Origin of the sequence: Janthinobacterium sp. ROICE36, assembly GCF_002869965.1 — a bacterium.
GTDB lineage: Bacteria > Pseudomonadota > Gammaproteobacteria > Burkholderiales > Burkholderiaceae_D > Janthinobacterium.
This window is the reverse complement of record NZ_PEBS01000059.1, coordinates 1-23,919: the sequence shown is the minus strand read 5'-3', so window position 1 is coordinate 23,919 and position 23,919 is coordinate 1. Positions and strand designations below refer to the sequence as shown.

The 23,919-nt window shown below is 62.4% G+C and carries 22 protein-coding genes; 13 read left to right on the top strand and 9 right to left on the bottom strand.

Annotated elements, in window-relative coordinates; all coding sequences use genetic code 11:
• Positions 1–23: 23 nt before the first annotated feature.
• The 6 genes from mfd (at position 24) to CSZ94_RS20780 (ending at position 7,215) form a co-directional block, all read left to right on the top strand.
• Positions 24–3,467, top strand: coding sequence for a transcription-repair coupling factor (gene mfd, locus CSZ94_RS20805; protein WP_102123272.1), 3,444 nt, complete (start codon positions 24–26; stop codon positions 3,465–3,467).
• A gap of 55 nt (positions 3,468–3,522) precedes the next feature.
• Positions 3,523–4,365 carry a phosphoserine phosphatase SerB gene (gene serB, locus CSZ94_RS20800; protein WP_102123283.1) on the top strand — a complete coding sequence of 281 codons (843 nt, stop codon included), beginning with the start codon at positions 3,523–3,525 and terminating at the stop codon, positions 4,363–4,365.
• Positions 4,366–4,456: 91 nt separating this feature from the next.
• Complete coding sequence (locus tag CSZ94_RS20795) at positions 4,457–5,185, top strand: nucleotidyltransferase domain-containing protein (protein ID WP_146009861.1); 729 nt, start codon at positions 4,457–4,459, stop codon at positions 5,183–5,185.
• Positions 5,182–6,108, top strand: coding sequence for a TIGR04222 domain-containing membrane protein (locus CSZ94_RS20790; protein WP_180977553.1), 927 nt, complete (start codon positions 5,182–5,184; stop codon positions 6,106–6,108). Before CSZ94_RS20795 ends, CSZ94_RS20790 begins: the two co-directional genes overlap by 4 nt.
• On the top strand, positions 6,098–6,952 hold the full coding sequence (locus tag CSZ94_RS20785) for a DUF692 domain-containing protein (RefSeq protein ID WP_180977552.1): 855 nt from the start codon (positions 6,098–6,100) through the stop codon (positions 6,950–6,952). The genes CSZ94_RS20790 and CSZ94_RS20785 overlap by 11 nt, the downstream gene beginning before the upstream one ends.
• Positions 6,949–7,215, top strand: coding sequence for a hypothetical protein (locus CSZ94_RS20780; protein ID WP_102123268.1), 267 nt, complete (start codon positions 6,949–6,951; stop codon positions 7,213–7,215). The genes CSZ94_RS20785 and CSZ94_RS20780 overlap by 4 nt, the downstream gene beginning before the upstream one ends.
• Positions 7,216–7,219: 4 nt before the next feature.
• Here CSZ94_RS20780 and CSZ94_RS20775 read toward each other — a convergent pair whose 3' ends face one another.
• Positions 7,220–9,085 (bottom strand): serine hydrolase domain-containing protein, encoded by a 1,866-nt coding sequence (locus CSZ94_RS20775; RefSeq protein WP_180977551.1) that lies wholly within the window; start codon positions 9,083–9,085, stop codon positions 7,220–7,222.
• 86 nt (positions 9,086–9,171) lie between these two features.
• Between CSZ94_RS20775 and CSZ94_RS20770 the strand changes: the two genes are divergently transcribed.
• Positions 9,172–9,534 carry a DUF4870 family protein gene (locus tag CSZ94_RS20770; protein ID WP_102123266.1) on the top strand — a complete coding sequence of 121 codons (363 nt, stop codon included), beginning with the start codon at positions 9,172–9,174 and terminating at the stop codon, positions 9,532–9,534.
• A gap of 37 nt (positions 9,535–9,571) precedes the next feature.
• Here the strand turns inward: CSZ94_RS20770 and CSZ94_RS20765 are convergent, their stop codons facing one another.
• Both CSZ94_RS20765 and rimO read right to left on the bottom strand, forming a co-directional pair.
• Entirely contained in the window at positions 9,572–10,738 is a 1,167-nt protein-coding gene (locus CSZ94_RS20765) for a cystathionine beta-lyase (RefSeq protein ID WP_102123282.1), read from the bottom strand.
• A 96-nt stretch (positions 10,739–10,834) separates the two neighbouring features.
• Positions 10,835–12,190, bottom strand: coding sequence for a 30S ribosomal protein S12 methylthiotransferase RimO (gene rimO, locus CSZ94_RS20760; RefSeq protein WP_102123281.1), 1,356 nt, complete (start codon positions 12,188–12,190; stop codon positions 10,835–10,837).
• 282 nt (positions 12,191–12,472) lie between these two features.
• Here rimO and CSZ94_RS20755 point away from each other — a divergent pair, with 282 nt between their 5' ends.
• Positions 12,473–14,110 (top strand): sialidase family protein, encoded by a 1,638-nt coding sequence (locus CSZ94_RS20755; RefSeq protein ID WP_146009860.1) that lies wholly within the window; start codon positions 12,473–12,475, stop codon positions 14,108–14,110.
• 91 nt (positions 14,111–14,201) lie between these two features.
• Here the strand turns inward: CSZ94_RS20755 and phaR are convergent, their stop codons facing one another.
• Both phaR and phaC read right to left on the bottom strand, forming a co-directional pair.
• Complete coding sequence (phaR, locus tag CSZ94_RS20750; protein WP_102123264.1) at positions 14,202–14,765, bottom strand: polyhydroxyalkanoate synthesis repressor PhaR; 564 nt, start codon at positions 14,763–14,765, stop codon at positions 14,202–14,204.
• Positions 14,766–14,989: 224 nt separating this feature from the next.
• Positions 14,990–16,735: a class I poly(R)-hydroxyalkanoic acid synthase gene (phaC, locus tag CSZ94_RS20745; RefSeq protein ID WP_180977550.1), complete on the bottom strand. Its 1,746-nt coding sequence runs from the start codon at positions 16,733–16,735 to the stop codon at positions 14,990–14,992.
• Positions 16,736–16,828: 93 nt separating this feature from the next.
• On the opposite strand from phaC, the gene CSZ94_RS20740 reads away from it, so the two are divergent.
• On the top strand, positions 16,829–17,053 hold the full coding sequence (locus tag CSZ94_RS20740; protein WP_308410583.1) for a hypothetical protein: 225 nt from the start codon (positions 16,829–16,831) through the stop codon (positions 17,051–17,053).
• Positions 17,054–17,069: 16 nt separating this feature from the next.
• Here CSZ94_RS20740 and pgeF read toward each other — a convergent pair whose 3' ends face one another.
• Both pgeF and CSZ94_RS20730 read right to left on the bottom strand, forming a co-directional pair.
• A complete protein-coding gene (gene pgeF / locus CSZ94_RS20735) occupies positions 17,070–17,855 on the bottom strand; it encodes a peptidoglycan editing factor PgeF (protein ID WP_102123262.1) in 786 nt (261 codons plus the stop codon).
• A complete protein-coding gene (locus CSZ94_RS20730; protein WP_102123261.1) occupies positions 17,855–18,880 on the bottom strand; it encodes an RluA family pseudouridine synthase in 1,026 nt (341 codons plus the stop codon). Before CSZ94_RS20730 ends, pgeF begins: the two co-directional genes overlap by 1 nt.
• 89 nt (positions 18,881–18,969) lie before the next feature.
• Between CSZ94_RS20730 and CSZ94_RS20725 the strand changes: the two genes are divergently transcribed.
• Positions 18,970–19,773 (top strand): outer membrane protein assembly factor BamD, encoded by an 804-nt coding sequence (locus CSZ94_RS20725; protein WP_099377512.1) that lies wholly within the window; start codon positions 18,970–18,972, stop codon positions 19,771–19,773.
• Between the two features lie 50 nt (positions 19,774–19,823).
• Here the strand turns inward: CSZ94_RS20725 and yaaA are convergent, their stop codons facing one another.
• Positions 19,824–20,594: a peroxide stress protein YaaA gene (gene yaaA / locus CSZ94_RS20720; RefSeq protein WP_102123260.1), complete on the bottom strand. Its 771-nt coding sequence runs from the start codon at positions 20,592–20,594 to the stop codon at positions 19,824–19,826.
• A gap of 30 nt (positions 20,595–20,624) precedes the next feature.
• Here yaaA and CSZ94_RS20715 point away from each other — a divergent pair, with 30 nt between their 5' ends.
• The 3 genes from CSZ94_RS20715 (at position 20,625) to CSZ94_RS20705 (ending at position 23,472) form a co-directional block, all read left to right on the top strand.
• Complete coding sequence (locus CSZ94_RS20715; RefSeq protein ID WP_102123259.1) at positions 20,625–21,059, top strand: putative toxin-antitoxin system toxin component, PIN family; 435 nt, start codon at positions 20,625–20,627, stop codon at positions 21,057–21,059.
• 83 nt (positions 21,060–21,142) lie between these two features.
• The gene (locus CSZ94_RS20710; RefSeq protein ID WP_102123258.1) at positions 21,143–22,321 is read left to right on the top strand and encodes a pyridoxal phosphate-dependent aminotransferase; all 1,179 of its coding nucleotides are present in this window, start codon (positions 21,143–21,145) and stop codon (positions 22,319–22,321) included.
• Between the two features lie 47 nt (positions 22,322–22,368).
• Entirely contained in the window at positions 22,369–23,472 is a 1,104-nt protein-coding gene (locus CSZ94_RS20705) for an HD-GYP domain-containing protein (protein ID WP_102123257.1), read from the top strand.
• 52 nt (positions 23,473–23,524) lie between these two features.
• Here the strand turns inward: CSZ94_RS20705 and CSZ94_RS28855 are convergent, their stop codons facing one another.
• The gene (locus CSZ94_RS28855) at positions 23,525–23,659 is read right to left on the bottom strand and encodes a DUF4276 family protein (RefSeq protein WP_258001117.1); all 135 of its coding nucleotides are present in this window, start codon (positions 23,657–23,659) and stop codon (positions 23,525–23,527) included.
• Positions 23,660–23,919 lie beyond the last annotated feature (260 nt).

Sequence of the window (23,919 nt, the reverse complement as noted above, 5' to 3'; positions counted from 1 at the left end):
CTGCCACTAGTGTCATCGCCTGCATGTCCTTAGACTTAAAAAAAGCCCTCCCCAAGCCCGGCAACCGCTATGCGCTGCCCGCCCTGTATGGTTCATCCGACGCCTATGCCCTGGCGCTGGCCGCTTTGGCCTTGAAAGCGCGGGGCCAGATGCTGGCCGTGGTGGTGGCGCAGGCCAGCGATGGCCAGCGCCTGCTCGATGAAATCCCCTGGTTTGGCGGCACGGAACTACGCTGCCACCTGCTGCCGGACTGGGAAACGCTGCCCTACGACGCATTTTCGCCGCACCAGGACCTGGTCTCGGAACGCCTGGCCACCCTGCACGAAATCCAGACGCGCCAGTGCGACGTGCTGATCGTGCCGGCCACCACGGCGCTGGTGCGCCTGGCGCCACCGTCCTTTTTGGCCGCCTATACCTTCTTCTTCAAGAAGGGCGAAAAGCTCGACGAAGCGCGATTGAAGTCGCAGCTGACCCTGGCCGGTTACAGCCATGTGTCGCAAGTGATGTCACCGGGCGAATACTCGGTGCGCGGCGGCCTGCTCGACCTGTTCCCCATGGGGTCAAGCCTGCCCTACCGGCTGGACCTGTTCGGCGACACCATCGAGACCATCCGCACGTTTGACGCCGACACCCAGCGTTCGCTGTACCCCGTGCATGAAGTGCGGCTGCTGCCGGGGCGCGAATTCCCCATGGACGAAGCGGCCCGCACCACCTTCCGCAACCGCTGGCGCGAACAGTTCGAGGGCGACCCATCGCGCTCGGTCGTCTACAAGGACATCAGCAGCGGCATCGCCTCGGCCGGTATCGAATACTATCTGCCCCTGTTCTTCGAGCAGACGGCCACCCTGTTCGACTACCTGCCGCCCGACGCCTCGCTGGCCCTGGTGGGCGAAATCGACGCTGCCATCGGGCGCTTCTGGACCGATACCCAGTCGCGCTACCGCTTCTTGAAGGCGGACCGCGAGCGGCCGATTTTGCCACCCGAATCGCTGTTCCTGTCCGACGAGCAGTTCTTCGGCCTGGCCAAGCCCTACCCGCGCCTGGCGATTGCGAAATCGAACGATGCGCTGGCGTCCGAACTGTCGGCGCCCGTGCCGAACATCGCCGTCAACCGCCGCGCCGACGATCCGCTGGCCAAGCTGCGCAGCTATCTGCTGCAAGCAGGCCGCCGCGTGATGATCTGCGCCGAATCGAACGGCCGCCGCGAAACCTTGCAGCAGTACTTCACCGAATACGATTTGCACCTGACGCCGGTGGAAGGCTGCGATGGCTTCCTGCAATCAAGCGCCAAGCTGATGCTGGGCGTCGCGCCGCTGCACGCGGGTTTCGAACTATTTACGCCAGAAGGCAATCTGGCCTTCATCACCGAGACGGAGCTGTATGCCGGTTCCGGCCGCCGGGTCGGCACAAAAAAACAGGAAGGCGTGACGCAGGTCGAATCGATGGTGCGCGACCTGTCGGAGCTCAAAATCGGCGACCCTGTGGTGCACATCAACCACGGCATCGGGCGCTACATGGGCCTGACCAGCATGGACCTGGGCGAAGGCGAGACGGAATTTTTACACCTGGAATACGCCAAGGACACCAAGCTGTACGTGCCGGTGTCGCAGCTGCATGTGATCTCCCGTTACTCGGGCGCCTCGCCGGAAGACGCGCCGCTGCACTCGCTCGGCTCGGGCCAGTGGGAAAAGGCGAAGAAACGCGCGGCCGAACAGGTGCGCGACACGGCCGCCGAGCTGCTCAACCTGTACGCCCGCCGCGCGCTGCGCCAGGGCCATTCCTTCGAATTCTCGGCGCACGACTACCAGCGCTTCGCCGACAGCTTCGGCTTCGACGAAACGCCGGACCAGGCCGAGGCCATCCGCAACGTCATCAAGGACATGACCTCGGGCAAACCGATGGATCGCCTGGTATGCGGCGACGTCGGCTTTGGCAAGACGGAAGTGGCGCTGCGCGCCGCCTTCATCGCCGTCATGGGCGGCAAGCAGGTGGCGATCCTGGCGCCCACCACCCTGCTGGCGGAGCAGCATGCGCAAACCTTCGCCGACCGCTTCGCCGACTGGCCCGTGCGCATCGCCGAACTGTCGCGTTTCCGCACTGGCAAGGAAATCACGCAGGCGTTCAAGGGCATGGCCGACGGCACCATCGACATCGTCATCGGCACGCACAAGCTGCTGTCCGACGACGTGAAGTTTACCCGTTTGGGCCTGGTCATCATCGACGAGGAACACAGGTTCGGCGTGCGCCAGAAGGAAGCCTTGAAAGCCTTGCGCGCGGAAGTGGACGTGCTGACCCTGACGGCCACGCCGATCCCGCGCACCCTGGGCATGGCGCTGGAAGGCTTGCGCGACTTTTCCATCATCGCCACGGCGCCGCAAAAGCGCCTGGCCATCAAGACTTTTGTCCGCAGCGAAGGCGAAGCCATCATCCGCGAAGCGTGTCTGCGCGAACTCAAACGCGGTGGCCAGATCTACTTCCTGCACAACGAGGTGGAAACCATCCAGAACCGCCTGGCCATGCTGACAGAACTGCTGCCCGAGGCGCGCATCGCCGTGGCGCACGGCCAGATGCACGAGCGCGACCTGGAAAAGGTCATGCGCGACTTCGTCGCCCAGCGTTTCAACATTTTGCTGTGCACGACGATCATTGAAACGGGTATCGACGTGCCGACGGCGAACACCATCATCATGCACCGCGCCGACAAGTTCGGCCTGGCGCAGTTGCACCAACTGCGTGGCCGCGTGGGACGCTCGCATCACCAGGCCTACGCCTACCTGCTGGTGCACGACGTGCAGGGGCTTACCAAACTGGCGCAGCGCCGCCTGGACGCCATCCAGCAGATGGAAGAACTGGGCAGCGGCTTTTACCTGGCCATGCACGACCTGGAAATCCGCGGCGCCGGCGAGGTGCTGGGCGAGAGCCAGTCGGGCGAGATGACGGAAATCGGCTTCCAGCTGTATTCGGACATGCTGCACGAAGCCGTGCGCTCGCTGAAGGCCGGCAAGGAGCCGGACCTGGCCGCGCCGCTGGCCTCGACGACGGAAATCAACCTGCACGTGCCGGCCCTGCTGCCTTCCGATTTTTGCGGCGACGTACACGAGCGCCTGTCAATCTACAAGCGCCTGGCCAACTGCGCCACGCAAGAGAAAATCGACGATATCCAGGAAGAGCTGATCGACCGCTTCGGCAAGCTGCCCGACCCCGTGAAAGCGCTGATCGAGACGCATCGCCTGCGCATCGCGGCGAAAACCGTGGGCATCGTCAAGATCGACGTGCATGGCGAGGCGGCCACCCTGCAATTCATGGCCAAGCCGCCCATCGATCCGATGCGCATCATCGACCTGATCCAGAAGAACCGCCATATCAAGCTGCATGGCCAGGACAAACTGAAAATCACGGCCGCCATGCCCGACCTGGCCGCGCGCGTGACGCAGATCAAAACCACCATCAAGCAATTGACGGTGTAGACCATTTCGACCATTTATGCAGGATAGCCCCATGACCAACACGACTTCCATCACCATGAACCTGATCCTGCAGGGCCTGGACGGCGACAGCGCCCGCCTCGATCGCATCGCCGCCCTGGCCGCGCCCACGTCCATCACGCGCCTGGGCCCGAACGCCGTGCGCTGCGAACAGATCGCCTATTCGCCCGCGCTGCGCCCCACCATCGAAGTGGCGGCCCAGGCGGCGCAGCTGGACGCCACCTACATGATGGGCCAGCGCGAACTGAATGAATTCAAGCTCGTGGCGATGGACATGGATTCAACCCTGATCACCATCGAGTGCATCGATGAAATCGCCGACATGCAGGGCCTCAAACCGCAAGTGGCGGCCATCACGGAAGCGGCCATGCGCGGCGAACTCGATTTTGCCGCCAGCCTGAAACAGCGCGTGGCCCTGCTCGAAGGCCTCGATGCATCGGCCCTGCAGCGCGTCTACGACGAGCGCCTGAAACTGTCGCCGGGCGCCGAAACCATGCTGGCGGCCGTGCAAAAGGCCGGCCTGAAAACCCTGCTGGTCTCGGGCGGCTTTACCTTCTTCACCGAGCGCCTGAAGCAACGCCTGGGCCTCGACTACACGCACGCCAACGAACTGGAAATCGTCGATGGCAAGCTGACGGGCCGGGTGTTGGGCGGCATCGTCGACGCCGAGGAAAAGCAGCGCACGGTGGAGCGCGTCTGCGCGCAGATGGGCATTACGCCAGCGCAGGCCATCGTCATGGGCGACGGCGCCAACGACTTGAAAATGATGGGCATCGCCGGCCTGTCCGTCGCCTTCCGCGCCAAGCCCGTGGTGCGTTCGCAGGCCGACGTGGCGCTGAACTTTGTGGGCCTCGATGGCTTGCTGAACGTATTGACCTGACTTGGCGTCTGGCGGCGCGCGCACGGTGGCAAATTTTTGCTATATTGCAAACTTGTAAATACCAAGCTTGCCCCTCGTGAAAGAACACCGCATGCCACCATCACTACCAGAAGAGATACAACGCCACCTGGACTTGTTTGTCACAGCCGCGCAAACGGCCTTTGGTGACGACCTTGCCGCCGCCGTGCTGTTTGGCTCGGCCGCCGATGGGCAGGTACGCGCCACGTCCGACGTCAACCTGCTGTTGCTGCTCAAGCGCTTTACGCCGCAAGCGGCCGATGCGCTGCGCGGGCCCTTGCGCATGGCGCACGCCGCCATCGATTTGCAGGTGATGTTCCTGCTCGACAGCGAGTTGCCGCAGGCCGCGGACGCCTTCGCCGTCAAGTTTGCCGATATCATTGCGCGCCATCGAGTGCTGCTGGGCGTTGATCCTTTCGCCAGCCTGCACACCAGCCGCGACGCCGTGCTGCGACGTCTGCGGCAAGTGCTGCTGAACCAGCAGGTACGCATGCGCGAACGGTATCTGCTCCTCAGCCTGAACGAAGAACAGCTGGCTGGCGCCATCGCCGACGCGGCCGGTCCGCTGCGCTCGGCCGCCGCTTCGCTGGCGCAGCTGGAGGGCAAGTCTGCGCTGTCCGGCAAGCAGGCGCTGGAAGCGTTTGTCGACCAGCTGGGCGACCCGGCCCTGCACGCGGCCTTGCAAGCCATGTCGACGGCGCGCGAGACGGCGTGTCTGGCGCCGGGGCAGGCCCTGCCCGCCTTTACTGGCCTGATGGCCATTACCGAACGCTTGCGCGAGCTCGCGGAGCACATGCAGTGAACGGCGTCAATCCGTTCGACTGGAGCGGGCCATGGTTCCTGCTGGCCTACCTGATTTTCGGCCTGCTCGTGTATTACAGCGTACGCGAGCTGCTGATCCGCCAGGAATTGCGCAATCCGCATGCCCAGCTATCGCTGGCCGATGATCCCTACCGCATCGCCTTTTTGCGCGGCGGCGCCCTCGAAGCGGTGAAAATCGCCGCCATCGTGCTGGTCGACCGAGGCTTGCTGCGCGCCGAGGGTCCGCTGCTGGAAACGGCCAGCGCCGACAGCCTGCGCTTTGCCAGCCATGACATCGAACGCGACGTGCTGCGGCTGTACCTGGGCCGCCAGGGCCACAGCAAGGAACTGGCGGCGCAGGCCGACATGCTGCCAGCGTGCCGCGTCTACCTGGACACCTTGACGCAGCAGGAATTGCTGGTCGGCCCGCCGCTGCTGCGCCGGCGCGAACGCATCACCCGGGCCGCGCACTACCTGCTGCTGACGGTAGCCGGCGTCAAGGTCGTCATCGCCATCAGCCGCCAGCACTACAATCTGCTGTTCCTGGCACTGCTGCTGGCGGTATTTCTGCTCATGCTGCGCGGCTTGCGCACCCAGCCGATCAGCTGGAGCGCGCAGCGGCTGCTGAGCGACCTGCGCATGCTGTTTGGCCGCCTGAACATGCGCGCCTCGCGCCTGCAGGCGGGCAGCAGCAGCGGCGACATGGCATTGCTGGCCGCCATCTTTGGCATCGGCGCCCTGCCGCCGTCGGTGTATGCGTATGTCGCCCAACTGTACCCGCTACCCAGACAAAGCACGGGCGGCGACTCGTCGTCCGGCGGCACGGGCGACTCGGGCGGCTCCTCCTCGGGCGGCGATGGCGGCGGCTCTTCGTGCGGCAGCGGCTGCGGCGGTTGCGGCGGTGGTGGCGGCTGTGGCAGCTAGCACGGGGGCCACACGCGACCGCGTCGGCCTGGGCTGGCGCGGTGAACTGGCCGCCGGCATCCTGTCCAACCTGGCGCAGATCGACGTGCTGGAAGTGATCGCCGACGATTATTACCGCGCCTCGCGCGCCGGCATCGCGGCCTTGAGCAGCCTGGCGCGCCAGGTGCCCGTCAGCCTGCACGGCGTCGGCATGGGGCTGGCGTCTAGCATTCCCGCCGACCCGCGCCGCCTGCATGCGATGGCGCACCTGATGAAGGTGGTGCAGGCGGAGTCGTGGTCCGAGCACCTGAGTTTCGTGCGCGCCGGCGGCGTCGAAATCGGCCACCTGGCGGCGCCGCCGCGCACGCCGCACAGCGCCGCCGGCGCGGTGGCCAATATCGCGCTGGCCACCCGCATCGTCGGCAGTGCGCCGCTGATGGAAAACATCGCCACCCTGGTCGACCCGCCGGCCAGCACCCTGGACGAAGCCGCGTGGCTGACGCAGATTATCCTCGGCGCGCACGTGCCGCTGCTGCTGGACTTGCACAATCTGTATGCGAACGCCGTCAATTTTGGCCACGACCCGGAGCAACTGCTGCTGCGCCTGCCCCTGGCCAGGGTCGGCGCCGTGCACTTGAGCGGCGGCCACTGGATAGCTGCGCCAGACGGCGGCCAGCGCTTGCTGGACGACCATCTGCACGACGTGCCGCCCGCCGTCTTCGCTTTGTTGACCTTGCTGGCGCGCCATGCGCCCCAGCCCTTGACGGTGATCGTCGAACGCGACGGAAATTACCCGTCGTTCGAGCATGTGCTGGGCCAGCTGGAGCTGGCGCGCGCTGCCTTGCACGCGGGGCGGTGCGCATGAGTTCCGCCGCACTCGAAACCTATCTGGCCAGGCTGTACACGGACGGCGCCCTGCGTGACGCCTTCCTGCTTGAACCCCGTGCGCAAGCCTTGCTGCAGGGCTTGTCGCCGCAGGAAGCCGACGCGATGGCGGCCATGGACCGCATCGGCCTGCAGATGGCGGCGGCCAGCTATCGTGCCAAGCGAGCCGGGCGCGCCGAAGCTGGCAGCCTGGCCAGGCCGGTACAGCGCTGGTGGCGCCGGCTTCTGGCTGCCTGGGCTTGACAAGCTACAGTTGCCACAGCCGCAGCGGCAGCAGCCCCCACCAGGCCAGCACCAGCAGCAGTTGCAGCGCCGCCAGCAAGGCGACCCAATCCCACTTCGCCCACGAGCCCGCCTCGGTCGCCGTGCCACGGCTGCGCCAGCAGCGCGCCAGGCCGAACGCCATGGCCAGCGGCAACGCGCCCGTGAGCAGCGCCAGCAGCACGCTGGCGACGCTGACGTCGCCCAGGCGCAGATAAGACTGGAAATAGAACAGCGGCAGGGGCAGGAGCAGCGCCAGCAACGACAGCAGGGGCGCGAACAGGTGGTCGGCCCGCCCAAGGCTGCGCAGCGCGGCGCGCCAGACGCCCACCTGCAGCACATACAGCATGCCAGCCATACCCAGCGCCAGGCTGCCCCACAAGACCAGCATGCGCAGCATCGACACCCGCTCATAGCTGCGCAAGCCGTCGCTGAGGATATGCTTGCCATCGTCTTGCATCAGCACGTGCGACGCGGTGCTGCGATCGCTGGCACGGAACAGCAAGCCGCCCACCGGTTCCAGTTCCTTCGGCTCGCCCTGGAACGGGATCAGGAATAGCGACTCGCCATCCCATTTGACGCGCGTAAAGCCGAAGACGGCATCGACCCAGGCCATGCTGGCCATGGGGCTGGGCGACGGTACATACACGCCCTGCCAGTTTTCCACCGTGGGCGCGGGTGTGCCGCGCGGGGCCGGCGCGCGCAGCGGCAGCTCCAGGTCGCGCAGCAACAGGCGGTTGAAGCGTTCATAATCGGCCTGCTCCGCATCCGTATTGAAGGCCACGAAGAAGGCGCTTTTCTGTTCAGGATAAAGGCACAGCATGGCGCGAAAACCCACGGCCGTGCCGGGGTGGCAGGCGCCCACCACATTGTGGCGGTCGCGCACGGCCAGGGCCAGGCCGTGGCCCGATTCCAGGCCCGCCTGCGCCGCATCCGTGCCGGCCGGCTGGGACAAGGCGCCCATCAGCGCCAGGTCGATGAAGCGCTTGTCCTGCAGCTTGCCGTCGCCCATCAGCCATTGCGCCAGCTTGCCCATGTCGGCCGCCGTGGTGGTAAATTGCGCGGCCGGACGCAAGTACTGGGGCACGGCCGGCTGCGCCACGCCATGCTCGAAGTGGCCCATGGCCAGGCGTGGGTCCGCCTTCGCGCCCGTCTGCGTGACGAAAACAAACGTGCTGTCCGCCATGCCCAGCGGCTGCAGCAGTTGCGCATCGAGGTAGCGCTCGTAGGGCTGGCCCGTGACCTTCTCGATCACCATGCCCAGCAAGCCATAGCCCATGTTCGAATACGCATAGCGGCTGCCGGGCCGGGCCCGCACGCGCAGCAGATTGCGGCCGCCATCGAAAGCCTCGGCCAGCGGCGTCTCCGGCCGGGGTTGTAGGCTGAACGCCTGCCAGAAGCGCACATTATCGAGGCCGGACGTATGCGCCAGCAGGTGGCGGATGCGCACGGGGTCGCTGGCCTGCCACGGGTTTTTCAGCGCCAGTTCCGGCAACACCTGCTGCAAGGGCGTATCGAGCGTGAGCCGGTCTTCACTGATCAGGCGCAAGACGCCCAGCGCCAGCGCCACCTTGCCCACGGAACCCACCTGCACGCGCGTGTCCGCCTGCATGGGCATGTGCTTGGCGGCATCGCGCTGGCCGGACGCGCCGACTTTGACTGTGCCATCAGGCAAGACTTCACTCCAGACGGCCCCCGCCAGGCCCTCTTCCTTCAAGCCAGCGGCAAACTCCGCCTCCAGGGTGGGGCCGGCGGCATGGGCCGCCGTGGCGCACAGCAACAAGGCCGGCAGCGCACGTAAGAGCCATAACTTGGCGCGCACGGCCAAGCTGGGATAGTGATCTCGTTTCAACAATGTCTTCCACCTTTTTCCATGGACTGCGCTTGCGCGCCGCTTTGCTTGCTACAATTAAAAATTAAGCAAGGACGGGAGCTTTCATGTCACAAGATATTATTCTCGATAGCCAACTTCAACAGACCAAAAACCTGGCCTGGTGCTTGTACCTGATACATGGCGCCAGCTTTGTGTTTTCGCTGGGCGCCCTTTCCTTCATTCCGCTCATCATCAATTATGTGAAGCGCGACGAGGCGGCCGGCACCTTCGTGTACAGCCATCACAGCTGGATGATCCGTTCCTTCTGGTGGTATGTGGCCTGGATCGTCGTCGGCGCCATCCTGTGGATCACGCTAATCGGCATTCCGCTGGCGCTCGTCGTGTGGGGCGTGGCCTGGCTGTGGAAAGCCTACCGCTTGCTGCGCGGTTTTCTCTACCTGAACAACAACAAGCCCGTACCCATGTAGCGACTTGCGGGCAAGCCGGCGTGCTTGCCCACTGCCGCTACATCGCCGCGAACGCCCGTTCGATATCGGCGATCAAATCCTGCGGCGCTTCCAGCCCCACATTCAGACGCACCAGCTGACCCGGCAACTGCCAGCCCTTGCGCATGGAGGCGATGCGGTACGGCATCACCAGGCTGTTCGCGCCGCCCCAGCTGTAACCTATCTTGAACAACTGCAAGGCATCGACGAAACGGTCCGTCTGCTGCTCCGTGTAGCGGGCATCGAACAGCACGGAAAACAGGCCGCCCGCGCCCGTGAAATCGCGCTGCCAGATGGCGTGACCGGGGCAATCGGCGAAGGCAGGATGCAGCACCGTGGCGATTTCCGGGCGCCCCTTGAGCCAGCTGGCGACCGCGCGCGCGCCCGCATCGTGGGCGTCGAAGCGCAGCTTCATGGTGGGCAAGCCGCGCAGCACCAGGTAGGCATCGTCCGCCCCCACGCCCATGCCCAGACGCATATGCGCCAGCGCCAGGCGCTCGTGCAGCGCCCTGTCCCGCGTGATCAAGGCGCCCATCAGCACGTCCGAGCCGCCCGACTGGTATTTCGTCAGCGCCTGCATGATGATGTCCACGCCCAGGTCAAAGCCGCGCAGGGCCAGGCCGGCCGACCAGGTGTTGTCCAAAGCGACCAGCACGCCGCGCGCATGGGCGGCCGCGCAGATGGCGGGCAAGTCCGGCACTTCCATGGTCACGGAACCCGGCGCTTCCGTCCAGATCAGCTTGGTGTTCTCCTGGATCAATGCCGCGATGCCGGCGCCGATCAGCGGGTCGTAATAGCGGGCCGTGATGCCGAAATCCTGCGCCAGCCAGCGTCCCAGTTCGCGGTTCGGGTTGTAGATGTTTTCCGGCAACAAAACGTCATCGCCTGTTTTGAGCAGCGCAAAGTCCGCCATGGCGATGGCTGCCAGGCCCGATGGCGCCAGCAGGCAGTACTTGCCCCCTTCGATCTCGGCCAGCCGCGCTTCCAGCGTGAACGTGGTGGGCGTGCCGTGCAAGCCGTAGGTGTAGGCGTTTTTCTCTTTCCAGTCGCCCGAACGCATGGCCGCCACGTCCTTGAACAGCACAGTCGATGCGTGATGGATGGCGTTGGGAAAGGCGGCAAAGCCTTGCGGCGCCTGGTAATCGCTGTGGATCAGCGCCGTCTGGGGGGATTTGATTGTGGTCATGGCGTCGGGAAATAAAAAAAGGCGGGCCAGCAATTGCTGGTCCGCCTTGATTGTAAGGGCTTTACGCCCTGTACGCCGTACGACTGTTACACCTGCTTACTCGGCAGCGCCCCACAGGTCGTGCGCATCGGACGAGGTGATGGTGACATCGACGAATTGGCCCACGGCCAGCTTGCGGTGCGGCTCGAATGGTGGCTTCACATACACGACGCCATCGATTTCCGGCGCGTCGGCGGACGAGCGGCCCACGCCGCCGGAGCGGGTGACTTCATCGATCAGCACGCGCACGGTCTTGCCGACCTTGGCTTGCAAGCGTTTCTTGGAAATTTCTTCCTGCAGCAGCATCACGCGGCCACGGCGCTCTTCGCGTAGCTCTTCCGGCACGGGATTCTCAATCGCATTGGCCGTCGCGCCTTCGACAGGCGAATAGGCGAAGCAGCCCAGGCGGTCGATCTGCGCTTCCTTGAGGAAGTCCAGCAAGTACTCGAATTCCGCCTCCGTTTCGCCTGGGAAACCGGCGATGAAGGTCGAGCGTATCGTCAGGTCCGGGTTGATGGCGCGCCAGGCCTGGATGCGGTCAAGGTTTTTCTCGCCGCTGGCCGGGCGCTTCATGCGTTTCAGCACGTCAGGGTGCGCATGCTGCATCGGAATGTCGAGGTAGGGCAGGATGTGGCCACCGCTCATCATCGGGATGATCTGGTCCACGTGCGGGTACGGGTACACATAGTGCAAGCGCACCCAGGCGCCGTAGGTCTTGGCCAGTTCGCCCAGCGCTTCCGTCAGCTGCGTCATGTGCGTCTTCACGGGACGGCCATTCCAGAAGCCGGAACGGAATTTCACGTCCACGCCATACGCCGAGGTGTCTTGCGAAATGACCAGCAATTCCTTGACGCCGGCCTTGAACAGGTTTTCCGCTTCGATCATCAGTTCGCCGATCGGACGCGAGACCAGGTCGCCGCGCATCGATGGGATGATGCAAAAACTGCAACGGTGGTTGCAACCTTCGGAGATTTTCAGGTAAGCATAGTGCTTCGGCGTCAACTTGACGCCTTGCGGCGGTACCAGGTCGAGGAAGGGCGCGTACGGTTTCGGCAAGTGAAAATGGACGGAATCCATCACTTCGGCCAGCGCGTGCGGACCGGTGACAGCCAGCACTTTCGGGTGCACCTTCATGATGATGTCGTCGCCGGCAGCATCTTTCTTGGCGCCCAGGCAACCGGTCACGATCACTTTACCGTTTTCAGCCAGCGCTTCGCCGATGGCGTCGAGTGACTCTTGCACGGCAGCATCGATAAAACCGCAGGTATTGACGATCACCAGATCGGCGCCAGCGTAGGATTTCGCCGTTTCGTAGCCTTCGGCGCGCAGTTGGGTCAGGATTTGTTCGGAGTCGACCAGCGCTTTCGGGCAGCCGAGCGAGACAAAGCCCACTTTCGGCGCCGCACCTGGCATGGCCAGCATGGCCTCGGGCTTGGCGGAAGGAACGGGAATACGGTGAATTTCAGACATAGTTGGCAGCTAGTAAAATGGTGAGGCGAATCGGCTATTGTACCCCGAGCCGCCCCTTGCTGTCAGCGCCGGCTTCTTTTGCTGGCGCATCTGCAACGCTACCACCCCAGCTTTGTTGCGGCCGCTGCCATCCTGGCGATGGTCGAACAAGGCCCGGCCACACATTCCAGGTGTCAAGAAAGTCAAAATAATGCCTTAAGGAAATTAATGGTATGACATATAATTTTGTTTGTTATAAAACTAAATGAATCCCATGTCTTTTTCCTTTTCCAATTTGACAGCGCGGCACCGGGCTTTCGCGGCTTGCGGCTTGCGGCTTGCGGCTTGACTGTATTGCTACTGAGCGGCTGCGTCGTCAACACGTCGGTGGTTGACCCACTGAAAACGAGTGCACAATCGGGAGAAACCCCGGTGGTAGTCAGCATCACGTCGAATACCAAAGATATTTACGGTTTCAATATGATCAAGTTACGCCGTGTGGTGGCGGGGGAGCAGCGCAGCGATTTCAAGCTGGTCTCCGCAAATCTGGTGATGAAAAAGGTCGAGAGCGCGATGCCAGGCGATACTTCCCTGTTCATTGGCGCACTACCGCCTGGCGAGTATGAGTTTGTCGAACTGATCGACACACGGGCCAACAAGCTCTTGCATGTGTACTCGAGCATCGTGGGAAGCTTCAACATCGAAGCGGGAAAATCGGCGGATCTGGGGCGACTGATTGTGACACGCGGCGATTTCGGCGTGCAATACGGTCGCAACGCGCAGGTGGCATCCAATGCGCAATTGCTCCAGCGCTTTGCCCCCGACTACAGCAAGCTATTCGGCGCTGCTGCCAGCCCAGGCTGGAGCACTCCGCACCACGCGCAGGACGATGTCGAGCAATTTGCCCGCGCCCACCCGGCCGGGGCCGAGTGCGCCACCGAAATGCCCGATGGCCGGGTAGCTGCCGCCAGCCGCATGGGCGCCGTCCTGCTGCGCTCGACACAAGGGCTATGGAAGATCATCAATGCGCCCTCGGTGGAGTCGCTGTCTTGCGTGTTTCCCGTAGACCTGCCCAATGCCGAGTTGATCGCGGTAGGCGAATCGGGCTCCTTGCTACGCAAAGCGCGTGACAGCGACAAGCTGCTTCCTGTCGATACAGGCAACCTGCCGCCCGGCAATCTGCTGCGCATCGGCGGCACCCCGCAGGATGGCTGGTACGTGATGCATCGCAAGGGCGATGCATTGAACATTTTCCGGGCGAATCAACTGGACGCCGGCGACTGGCGATCCGTGTACCACTCCACCTTGCCCGGATCGTGGCTGCATGGCCCGGGCTTATTGTGGACCTGGCAAGACGCGGAGCGGATCGGCTATGCGCTGGAAAACGGCTTGATCGGCGAACTCGACTACCGCACGGGCAAGTTGGCCGAGCGCTTTAGTCCGCACAAGAAAAGCTTGACGCAGTTTATCCATCAAGCCAATGGCACGCAAAGCGTTCTGGTAGCGGCCGGTCTGGGAGGAAGGTTTCCCGACGCCTATGTTTCACGGGATCGCGGCCAGAACTGGACGACTATCGTTTCGCCCTTCAAAGTCCTGATGTCGCCAGTGGCGCCGCTCAATGACGGCAAACTGCTAATGGAAGCCGGCATGTATAACGAGCGCGCCCTGCTGGTCAGCAGCGACGAAGGCAAGACCTGGGGGCCGTATGTTTCATACACTCTGCGCAACGCCCCGTTGATATTCCCGTCCGGGCTGGCGCTCAATATCCAGGAAGATTTCAAGGGTAACGTCAGCATTTACAGCTCCATGGACAATGCCAGGACATGGAAGCTCGAGCATTCAAACCAGGACCTGCTCTCCACGCTGCAACAACGGAAGCAATAACATGCAGCATCGGCAGCGGGCGGCATGACGCCCGAAAAGCACAACGGCACAGGAGATCCTGTGCCGTTGTGTGGCCCGCATTGGCTGCGGCTTACTTCTTTTCCGTCGGCGGCACCGGCGGAACGAACGGGAACGTGCCGAACAGATTCTTGCTCTGGCTCTGCATCTGTTCCTGCATTTGCACGAACAGGCTCTTGCTCTGGTCGATGTAGTTGTTCATCATGCCTTGCATCATCGGGCCCTGAACGTTCATGAACTGGGTCCACATTTCCGGGCTGAAGGGCTTGCCTTCGAAACTGCCGGCCGAGGTGCCCGTGAATTTATGCTGGATATCGGTAAACGCTTGCACGTTCTTTTCCAGGTAGGATCCCATCATGCCCTGCATGGCGTGGCCATAGTAGCGGATGATCTGCGACAACACGCTGCTCGAAAACATGGGCGCGCCGTTCGCTTCCTCTTCCAAAATGATTTGCAGCAAGATGCTGCGCGTCAAATCTTCACTGGATTTGGCATCGACGACGGTAAACACCTCATTGTCCAACACCAGCTGCTTGACGTCCGTCAAGGTGATGTAGGAACTGGTTTGCGTGTCGTACAGACGACGGTTGGGATATTTTTTAATCAGGCGGTCTATACTTTTTTTTGCACTACTCATCACAAGTTCCACTTATTGCGCCGCAGCGCATACTGAGTTAATCCGAAAAAAAAGCGAACGTGGGTCCGCTTTCGCACCTGCCTACTTTTTCCATTATAGAGTGGAAAACGGCTCCATTGCACATCAGGGTAGTAGATTCCCGCATTTATTGCAACGCAACTAAAAGTAGATTCCTGACAAGACCGATGATTACGCCGACCTTGTCAGGCAAAACGCTTTGTGACTTAATCTGCCCTGACTTTAACATACCGCCCCGGCGCCGGCTCGATTGCCGCGTGGCGCTTGTTGCCCGGCTTGCCTGGCGCCTTCATCTGCGCGCCGCCGTGCTCAGCCAGGAAGGCCGCCCATTCGGGCCACCAACTGCCCACGTGCTCGGTCGCGCCTTCCATCCATTGCTCGGCAGTCAAGGGCTTGGCTTTCGCCGTGCGTGCGCCTTTGCCTGCGTCATTGCTCCAGTAACTGCGCTTTTTCTTCGAGGCCGGGTTGATCACGCCAGCGATATGGCCCGAAGCGCCGAGGATGAAACGGTTGGCTTTCGGTTTTTTCGGATTCAGCAAGGCCGTGCTGGCGTAGGCCGCGCCCCAGGGCACGATATGGTCTTCGCGCGAACCATAGATGAAAGCGGGCGCATCGATGCTACTGAGGTCGACCTGTTCGCCCGCCACCGTCAGCTTGCCCGGCACTTTCAGGCTGTTTTCCAGGTAAGTGTTGCGCAGATACCAGCAGAACATGGGGCCCGGCAAGCCCGTGCCGTCGCCATTCCAGTACAGCAAGTCGAACGCGGGCGGCTCCTTGCCTTTCAGGTAATTCGACTGCACGTAGTTCCACACCAGGTCGTTCGGCCGCAGGCTGGAGAACGTGCTGCCCAGGTCGCGGCCCGACATCAGGCCGCCCTTGTACAGACTCTGCTCGCGCAACGCCACTTGCGGTTCGTCAATAAAAACATCGAGCGCGCCCGCGTCGCAGAAATCGAGGAAGGTAGTCAACAAGGTCAGGCTGGCGGCCGGATTTTCACCGCGCGCCTTGAGCACTGCCAGCGCCGTCGAGACGATGGTGCCGCCCACGCAAAAGCCGAACATATTAAGCTTGTCCTGGCCCGAGATGTCCTGCGCCACCTGGATGGCTTCGATTACGCCTTGCTCGACGTAATCGTCCCACGTCAGGTGCTGCATGCTCAGGTCCGGATTGCGCCAGGACATGAGGAAAACGGTATTGCCCTGCTCCACCGCATAGCGCACGAGCGAGTTTTCTGGCTGCAAGTCAAGGATATAGAATTTATTGATGCACGGCGGCACCATCAGCAACGGCCGCTGGTGTACCGTGGCCGTCGTCGGCGTGTACTGGATCAGCTGGAACAAGGCATTTTCAAACACCACCGTGCCCGCCGTGGTGGCCACGTTGCGGCCCACTTCGAAGGCCGATTCGTCGGACTGCGAGATGCGGCCCTTGCCCATATCGGCCAGCATGTTGCTCAAGCCCTTGGCCAGGCTTTCGCCCTTGGTCTCGATCAGGGTTTGCTGGGCGTCGGGATTGGTGGCCAAAAAGTTGGCGGGCGACATGGCGTCGACGATTTGCTGCACGGCAAACGCAATCTTTTGCTTCTGGTGCGGCGTCGCTTCCACGGCATCGGCCATGGCGCTGAGAAACTCCGCATTCAGCAGGTAGGCCGCCGCATTGAAGGCCGACAGGGGGCTGGCGTGCCAGGCGGGCGCGGCGAAGCGGCGGTCTTTCAGCTCCGGCGCTTTGCCGGCCACAAAGTCAGCCCACAAGCCCGTCAGCTTGGCCACATAAGCATCTTTCAGTTGCTCGATCGCTTCCGGCTTGATGCTGGCGCCCGCATCCTGCAAAATGCCCGCAATCGGATTACCCTGGGGCTGCGGTACCATGTTAAACCACGTTTTCCACTGCTCTGGATTGCTGATCTGCGCCATCCATTCCTTGCTCATCATTTGAGGATCGGGCATGTTCATAGATATATGTAAGTCCATTTTAGAATTAATGAATAATTACTTCCGGGCCACCTGCATGCAAACTCTTACTCACTGCCACTACCAATGATGCTCATGACCGCTATTGCCTGGATCTATGTCGTCGGCCTCATGGCGCTGACGGAACCGTCCATCGTTGCCGGGGTGATGACCTTCGTGCTGTACTGCATCATCCCGCTGTCCATCCTATTCTATCTGACGGGCTTGCGGCGACGCAAACGCAAGGCGGCGCGCATCGCAGAAATGCAGGCGCGCGCGCTTGCCTCGGCAGACGATAAAACAAAAACGGCAGACACATAAGTGTCTGCCGTGCAGATTATTTGCGCCAGATCAAGCTGGCCTGTCTTCCCGTGACGCCGTCGCGCCGGTACGAGTAAAACTGCGTCGCATCGCTGACGGTGCAGCAATCCCCGCCCGCCACTTGCGCCACGCCATCGCGCAGCAACATGGTACGCGCCAGGGCATAGATGTCGGCCAGGTACTTGCCCGGCTTGCCGGCGATGGCGGCGAACGCAGCGCTCAGCACTTGCTGCTCGGCAGCATCGCGCGCGCCGTCGCGGAACGCTTGCAGCACGTCCTGTCCCACTTCGAATTGCTGCGGGCCAATGGCCGGCCCCAGCCAGGCGAGGATATCCGTCGCGCCCTGCGCGCGCATGCTGTCCACCGTGCGCTGCAAGACGCCGTTGGCCAGGCCGCGCCAGCCCGCGTGGGCCGCGCCGACCACCAGCCCATCTGTCGAACAGAACAATACCGGCAGGCAATCGGCCGTCATCACCACGCAGACGGCGCCAGGCTGCGTGGCCACGCTGGCGTCTGCGTCCGGCACGCAACCGCGCAACTTGGCTGCGTCCGCCACGGCCACGCCATGCACCTGCGACAGCCAGGCGGGTTCGGACGGCAAGATGGCTGCCAGCCGCGCGCGGTTGGCCGCCACGTGCGCCGGCTCGTCGCCCACGTGCGTGCCCAAGTTCAAGCCACCGCCGCCCTGCCCGTCACCATATGTTTCCTGGCTGACGCCGCCCGCGCGCACGGTCGCCAGCGCGCCCACGTTGGCGGGCAGGCCCGGCCAATCGGGTATAAGACAAGGCAACGGTGCCGTCATCAGACCTGTTCCGGCTCGGGAATGCCGGCTGTGGCGATCAGTTCAGCGAAATCATCGGCCAGCGGCACGATCCATTCGCACGCGTCCAGGGTGCCCGGATGCACGAGGCCCAGGCGGCGCGCCTGCAGCGCCTGGCGCGAGAAGACGGACACCAGGTGCTGTTTGCCATACACGGAGTCACCGACCAGCGCAAAGCCCAGGTGTTGCATGTGCACGCGAATCTGGTGCGTGCGGCCTGTTTCCAGACGGCATTGCATCAGGCTGACGGGACGGCGATCGAGTTCGCCGCTGCCGATCAATTCATAGTGCGTGATGGCGGGCTTGGCGGTGAAATTTTCCGAGACGGCCATCTTGACGCGGTCGCGCGGGTGGCGCGCGATGGATGCGTCGATGGTGCCCGCCATTTTCGGCGTGCCCCACACGAGCGCAAAATATTCGCGCTTGACGGTGCGCGCCTGCAACTGGCGCACCAGATCCGTTTGCGAGGCCAGGGTCTTGCCGACCACCATCAGGCCGCTGGTATCCTTGTCCAGGCGGTGCACGATGCCGGCGCGCGGCACGCCAGCCAGTTGCGGGCAGTGGTGCAGCAAGCCGTTGAGCAGCGTGCCCGACCAGTTGCCGGGGCCCGGATGTACGACCAGTCCGGCCGGTTTGTTGATCACGATGATATGCTCATCTTCGTGCACGATGTTCAATTCCATCGCTTCCGGCTTAAAAGCCTCGTCTTCCGGCGCGCTTTGCGGCAGAATGACGATCTTCTCGTCGCCATAGGCGGTCATGTTGCGTTTGGCAACTTTTCCATCGACGGTCACGAAACCGGCTTCCAGCCACAATTGCAAGCGGCTGCGCGAGTATTGCGGCACCAGCTTGGAAATGACTTTATCGAGGCGGTGGCCGCAGGCGTCCGGCGTCAGTTCCAATGTAATCGGGGCCATGATCTCGAAGGCGTCGTCGGCGGCAAAATCGCCGTCAAACGCCTCTTCGGCGCCATGGTCAGAAAGGGAGTCAAACGCGGAGTCAGCCAAATTAGGCTTCGGAGTTAATATCACAGCATTCCCATCGGCTATAATCAGCCTATTGTAAAATCTTGGTTAAAACCTTCTTGCAAAACGTCATGCAAAAAAAATTATCGTTGGTAGTCGCTTCAGTCGTTCTGCTCGGCATGTCCGCTTGCAGCTTGTTGCCTGAAAAAGTGGATGAGACCAAAAACTGGTCCGTTACGAAATTATACTCGGAGGCGCGTGAAGAAATGGCCGGGCAGCACTATGAAGCTGCAATCGGCCTGTTTCAGAAGCTGGAGGCTAACTATCCTTTCGGCAACTATGCTCTGCAAGCGCAGATGGAGATCGCTTACGCGTATTATAAGTCGGGAGACCAGGCGCAGGCACTGGCTGCTGTCGAACGCTTCATCAAGTTGCATCCGAACCACGCCAATGTAGACTATATGTACTACTTGCGTGGCCTGATCAGCTTTAACGACCAGATCAGCTTCCTGAACTTCCTGTACGAGCAAGACCCGACCGAGCGCGACCCGAAAGCCACGCGCGAAGCGTTTGCGGCCTTCAAGCAACTGGTCGACAAGTTCCCAAATAGCAAATACGCGCCCGATTCGCTGGCCCGCATGAACTATTTGATCGATGCCATGGCGAAATACGAAGTGCACGTGGCGCGTTATTACTACCGCCGCGGCGCCTACCTGGCCGCCGCCAACCGCGCGCAAACGACGGTCAGCGACTTTGCCGCTTCGCCCGCCATCGAAGAAGCGCTGTTCATCATGTACCGCTCGTATGACAAACTGGGCTTGACCGACCTGCGCGACGACACCTTGCGCGTACTGACCAAGAACTACCCGAACACGGCATTCCTCAGCCCGGAAGGGGTGAACAAGGAACGCAAGTGGTGGAAATTCTGGCAGTAAGCTGCAATAAAAAACCGGGCTAGCCCGGTTTTTTTTACTTAGTCATTTACTTAGTCAGCCACTTTGCGCCGGAACACCCAGCTCTTGTCATTCGACGCTTCCGGCACATAGCCATAGCCATCGACGTCGAACTGTTTCAGCTGTTCCGGGTCGCGGATGGCGTTGACGGCCGCGTAACGTGCCAGCATGCCGCGCGCGCGCTTGGCATAGAAGGAAATGATTTTATACTTGCCGTTCTTCCAGTCTTCGAATACGGGCGCGATGACGGGCACGTCCAGCTGGCGCGGCTTGACGGATTTAAAATATTCTTCAGAAGCAAGATTAACCAGCGCTTTCGCGCCCTGTTCCTGCGCGGTACGGTTCAGGCCATTGGTGATGGTATCGCCCCAGAACGCGTACAAATCCTTGCCGCGCGTGGTCGATAAACGCGTGCCCATTTCCAGGCGGTGCGGGTGGATCAGGTCCAGCGGGCGCAGCAAGCCGTACAGGCCCGACAAAATGCGTACGCGCGACTGGGCATAGTCGAGCTGGGCCGGCTGCAGGCTGCGCGCCTCGAAACCGGCATACACGTCGCCATTGAAGGCCATGATGGCTTGGCGCGCTTCGGCCAGCTTGGGCGTCCAGGAGGCGTAGCGGGCCACGTTGAGGGCCGACAAGGCGTCGGAAATACCCATCAGGCTGCCCACTTCGGCAGGCGAGAACTCGCGCATGCGGGCTATCAGCTGGGCGGAATGGTCGAGAAAATCGGGGGTGCTGTGCAACGAGGTTGTTGGCGGCGTCTCCAGGTCGAGACTCTTGGCGGGCGAAAGCACGATCAACATAAATTATCACTACAGAATAGAATTGCCGACATGATACCTGCTCCACAAAAACTCGTCCTCGACACCAACGTTTGCCTCGACCTCTTCGTCTTTAACGACCCGCGCTGGGCAGCTTTGCTGGCGGCCATGGAAAGCGGCGCCGTGCACGCCATCACGCGCGAAGATTGCCGCGCGGAATATCTTGTCGTATTGCATTACAAACATCTGCCGCTCGATGAGGCCAGCCGCGCTGTCGCCGCCGCCCGCTTCGACGCACACATCAGCATCGTGGCCCCGCCCGTTTCCGGCGTGCGCCTGCCCGTGTGCACGGACAAGGATGATCAGAAATTCCTCGAACTGGCGCGCGACGCCAACGCCGACATCCTCATCACCAAGGACAAGGCGCTGCTGAAACTGGCCCGCAAGACGGCCAAGGCCGGCATGTTCAAGATCATGCTGCCGGAAGGCTGGGCCTTGCCAGGCTGAGCCGCCAAAGCCCCACCCGCAACGGGGCGCGCTGCGCTAGAATGGGGCACGATTCCACTTTCCGCACCGCGCCCCTACCGTTCATGAACAGCCCGTCCCTGCCCCATCTGACTCCCACCCTGCGCACGCGTTTGCCTCTGGTGGGCACCACCGTGTTTACCCGCATGTCCAGCCTGGCGGCCCAGCATGGCGCCGTCAACCTGGGCCAGGGCTTTCCCGATTTCGATTGCGCGCCGCAACTGGTCGAACTGGTCAGCGACGCCATGCGTGCCGGCCACAACCAGTATCCGATGATGACGGGCGCGGCGCCCTTGCGCGTAGCCATTGCCGCGAAGATCGCCAGCCTGTACGGCCACCTTTATGATGCGGGCACGGAAATCACCGTCACGGCGGGCGCCACGCAGGCGCTCACCACCGCCATCCTGTGTTGCGTGCATCCGGGCGACGAAGTCATCGTCATCGAACCGGCCTACGACAGCTATCTGCCGGCCATCGCGCTGGCCGGCGGCGTGCCCGTGCTGGTCTGCATGCAAGTGGACGAGACCGGCTACAGCGTGCCGTGGGACAAGCTGGCCGCTGCCGTCAGCAGCAAGACGCGCTTGATTATCATCAACACGCCACATAATCCGACGGGCACCATCCTGCGCCCTGCCGACGTGGCGGCGCTGGCCGACATCGTGCGCGGCACGCAAATCCTGATTTTGTCGGATGAAGTCTACGAACACATGGTGTATGACGGCGTGCGCCATGAGTCGCTCGCGCGCAATGCGGAACTGGCGGCGCGCAGCTTCATCGTCTCCAGCTTCGGCAAGACGTATCACGTCACAGGCTGGAAAGTGGGCTATGTGGCGGCGCCAGCGACCCTGACGGCGGAGTTTCGCAAGGTGCACCAGTACAACGTGTTTACCGTCAACACGCCGATGCAGTACGGCCTGGCCGGCTATATGGCGGACCCGCAGCCCTACCTGGACTTGCCCGCGTTTTACCAGCGCAAGCGCGACCTGTTCCGCGACGGCCTGGCGGGCAGCCGCTTTACCCTGCTGCCGGCCAATGGCACGTATTTCCAGTGCGTGCGCTACGATGCCATTTCACAAGAGACCGAAGCGCAGTTCGCCGAATGGCTGACGGCCGAGATCAAGGTGGCCGCCATTCCCGTCTCCGCGTTTTACGCGCAGGGCAAGGAGTCGGGCATCGTGCGCTTCTGCTTTGCCAAGCAGGACGAGACCTTGCGCCAGGCGCTGGAGCGCCTGCGCAGCATATAACCGAGCACTGAGCAAGGCTACGCCACGGCGGAGCAAAGGATGACAGCATGGTACAGCGTCGCATCGGCCCGGCCGACCTGGTTCCCGGCGAACCCCTGCCCTGGGATTTGTTTCTGGCTGACCATAGTGCCGGCCCACAACTACGCAAGGGGCAGATCATCACGGACGGCGCGCAGCTGGGCCGCTTGCTGCAGCTGGGCCTGTACGTGGGCACGCCCGAGCAGCCATCCGTGCTGCGCCTGCTGAACGAGGCGGCGCAGCGTCTGGAACGGCTGCTGCTGGACTTGCGCAGCGAAAGCAATGCCGAGCGCGACGTGCGCGACATCGCCCGCGAACTGCTGCGCGCGCTCAGGCACGATGCCGACATCGCCCTGGCCAGCATCTTGCTGAATCAAATCGCCGGCCGCTACGCCGTGCGCCACTGCATCGAAACGGCGCTGCTGGCCATGCTGGTGGGCCGCAGCATGCACAAGTCCCACGATGAACTAATACTGATCGGTGCCGCCGCGCTGACGATGAACGTGGGCATGCTGCGCCACCACGACAGCTTCCAGGACCGGCGCGGCCCCCTGAATGACGAAGAAATGCGCATCGTGCGCCAGCACCCCCAGGAAAGCGCGGAACTGCTGCGCTGTGCCGGCGTCGACGACGAGGAATGGCTCAGTTGCGTGCTGCTGCACCACGAAAACGACGACGGCAGCGGCTACCCGCAGGGCCGCACGGCCGATGAAATCTTGCAGAACGCCAAGCTGATCGGCCTGGCCGACCGCTATTGCGCCCGTGTGTCGGCGCGCAACTACCGCCGTTCCATCGTGCCCGACCAGGCGCTGCAGCACATTTTCCTCGACCAGGGCATGCCCATCGACCCGCTGCTGGGAGAACAGTTCGTCAAGCTGCTGGGGAAATACCCACCCGGCACCCTGGTGCGCCTGCGCAGCGGCGAACTGGGCGTCGTCACGCAACGGGGCGCCGCCCACGTGCATCCGCTCAGCGACCCGCTGGGCGCGCCGCTGACCGCCGCCGAGCTGATGCAGCTCGCCCCGCGCGACACGGCCGACAGCCGCTTCGCCATCGTTTCTTCGCTGCATGAAGACGATGCCGGCTTGCATTTCAGCATGCGCCATGTGTGGGGCGATGAGGCGCGGCTGTAGGAAGATTGGCAAAACTAGCCACGGTGGGTTTGCCCGACCTGAAAGCTGACGCTCAGGCCAGGCCTTCAATCTTCTTCAACCACGCGTCAAAATGCGGGCAATCTTGTCGCATGGCATGCAAGCCAATATCGCAGGCGATCAATGGCCCATGGAAGGTCTTTTGGTAGACGTTCATCGCAGCAAGTATGCGCTTCTATGGCGCTGTCTGCGCACTATCGTTAATATCCTCGGGCGCAGCCGCACGTCGTGCCACACGTAAAGGTTCAAGCACAGCGTCGTCATCGTTCCATTGCTGAAAGGCATCCAAATGTACAAATAACGTAACTGTTCAGCATGAGCAGTGTTTCAAAAAACAGTTGTAAACCTTTTCAAACCGGCTCATCATGCTGTCATGGCAAAAAAACGTACCCCTCCCGATCTCTCCGCCCTGACGCGCGGTGAGCTTGA